The organism is Actinomadura sp. HBU206391 (assembly GCF_014323665.1).
Taxonomy (GTDB): Bacteria; Actinomycetota; Actinomycetes; order Streptosporangiales; family Streptosporangiaceae; genus Actinomadura_C.
This window is the reverse complement of the sequence record NZ_JABVEB010000550.1, coordinates 1-1,325: the sequence shown is the minus strand read 5'-3', so window position 1 is coordinate 1,325 and position 1,325 is coordinate 1. Positions and strand designations below refer to the sequence as shown.

The window sequence follows — 1,325 nt, the reverse complement described above, 5'->3', positions numbered from 1 at the left end:
TTCGATTGTGAGACTGTCCTTGTGTCGCCTGAGGGTGGTCTGACCCTTGTTACGATCGGCCCGATGAGTGCCTTGGCGTTGATCTGTCGGCTGCCCCCAGGTGACGCCCCCCAACGGCGCGTCCGAGCGGGCAGTGACCTCATAGGAGCCTGATCACGGCAGGTCCCATCGCAGTCTTGTCCGCCCGCCCGGCCGCGTTGACCACGCTGTCTGGGAAGGACACGCAGTCGATGACCAGCATCTCCCATGCTCGCGTCGAGCGCATCACCGTCGGAGTCGACACCCACAAGCACGCCCACGTCGCCGTCGCGTTGAACGAGATCGGTGGCCTCTTGGCCAAGACCACGATCACGGTCAACACTGACGGTTACCACGAGCTGGAGCAGTGGGCGCTGGCGCTTGGCAGCCGGGCTGTCTTCGGTATCGAAGGAACCGGCTCCTACGGTGCCGGACTGGCCTCTCACCTGCGGCGACGCGGTCACCGCGTCATCGAAGTCGTCCGCCCGAACCGGCAGCAGCGGCATCTGCGCGGCAAGAACGACCGCCTGGACGCCGAAAACGCCGCCCGGGCGGTCCTGGCCGGCACCGCGACCGCCATCCCCAAGTCCGCTGACGGATGCGTGGAGATGATCCGGCAGATCAAAATCGCCAAAGACACCGCGGTGAAGTCCCGCACCCAGGCGATGGTCACACTCAAGACCATCATCGTCAACGCACCCGCGGAACTGCGTGAAGAACTGGACGAACTCCCGGACCGGAAACTGCTCGAATACTGCGCAGACCTACCCTTTGAAACGATGACAACCCCCGCCGACGCAGCCCGCTACACACTTCGCACCCTGGCCCGCCGACACCGAAGTCTTAGCCAGGAAATCGACATCCAAGAACGCATCCTGCAAACACTCACCGAACGAGCCGCACCTCAGCTGACCAGCGTGTTCGGCATCGGAGCCGACTCAGCGGCAGAACTACTGATCGTCGCCGGCGACAATCCTGAACGGCTCCGGGGAGAAGCCGCATTCGCCAAACTCTGCGGCGCCTGCCCGATCCCCGCATCATCCGGCAAGACCAATCGGCACCGCCTCTACCGCGGCGGACACCGCCAAGCCAACGCCGCCCTCCACCGCATCGCGCTCATCCGCATGCGCTTCCACGAGCCGACCATCGACTACGTCACCCGCCGCACAACCGAAGGGAAATCGAAGGCCGAAATAATGCGATGCCTCAAACGATTCATCGCCCGAGAAATCTACCATATCCTCGTTGCCAACGTTAATACGGGCATTCGGGAGGTCACCGCTTGCCAAACATAGGAGCATCAACGC

Annotated in this window: 1 protein-coding gene; it reads left to right on the top strand. The window is 63.2% G+C overall.

The genetic code is table 11. From position 1 onward, the window contains the following. Nucleotides 1–230 precede the first annotated feature (230 nt). The gene (locus tag HKK72_RS39330) at nucleotides 231–1,313 is read left to right on the top strand and encodes an IS110 family transposase (protein ID WP_187239441.1); all 1,083 of its coding nucleotides are present in this window, start codon (nucleotides 231–233) and stop codon (nucleotides 1,311–1,313) included. Nucleotides 1,314–1,325: the final 12 nt, after the last annotated feature.

Excerpts from the sequence above, each read along its gene's own strand:
- HKK72_RS39330 (WP_187239441.1), top strand. The coding sequence starts at position 231 with ATGACCAGCATCTCCCATGCTCGCGTCGAGCGCATCACCGTCGGAGTC.